Origin of the sequence: Pseudomonas sp. IT-93MI4, from assembly GCF_949767635.1 — a bacterium.
Lineage (GTDB): Bacteria > Pseudomonadota > Gammaproteobacteria > Pseudomonadales > Pseudomonadaceae > Aquipseudomonas > Aquipseudomonas putida_A.
This window is the reverse complement of the sequence record NZ_CATKPP010000035.1, coordinates 1-529: the sequence shown is the minus strand read 5'-3', so window position 1 is coordinate 529 and position 529 is coordinate 1. Positions and strand designations below refer to the sequence as shown.

The following is a 529-nucleotide window of genomic DNA, read 5'->3' as shown; positions in this document are numbered from 1 at the left end:
CGGGGCGTCCAGCTCGAATTTCGGTTCACCCACATTGAGCAATTTCGTGTGCAGCGATTCCCGTCTGAGGACCTCGTCGCCCTCGGCTATCAACAGGTCGTACCACCCCTTCAGGGTTCCGCCGTCAAGGAGCTTGAGGTTGTAGTCATCGACGGTGATGACAAAACCTTCGGGATTCTCGACGTCATCCTCCTCCGGAATGTGCCACTTCAACTCAGGCAGGAAGGTGCTGCCGTCCGGACGTTTACCCAACAGGAACAGCTCAATGCCCATGCCGTACTCGATGGCCGGATCGAACGGAATGCGGACGTTGATTTGAGTTTCGGTGGGATCGATGAACTCTCCCTCGGCTTCCTCGATGATCGGTGCGGCCAGGCGGTGGGCTGCGCCGGTGACTTGTACAAACTGCCTTTTTGAGCGTAACGGGTCACTGCTGCCGCTGCGTTCCAGCCGATAGAAGAAACTGACCTGGGTATTGACCAGTTTGCGCACGTCGGCAATGGGCAGCTTGAACTCGTAGTTATGCGGA

Annotated in this window: 1 pseudogene; it reads right to left on the bottom strand. The window is 57.1% G+C overall.

Annotated elements, in window-relative coordinates:
• Positions 1-529, bottom strand: a pseudogene (locus tag ACM6I7_RS16870) (hypothetical protein); the annotation flags it as partial.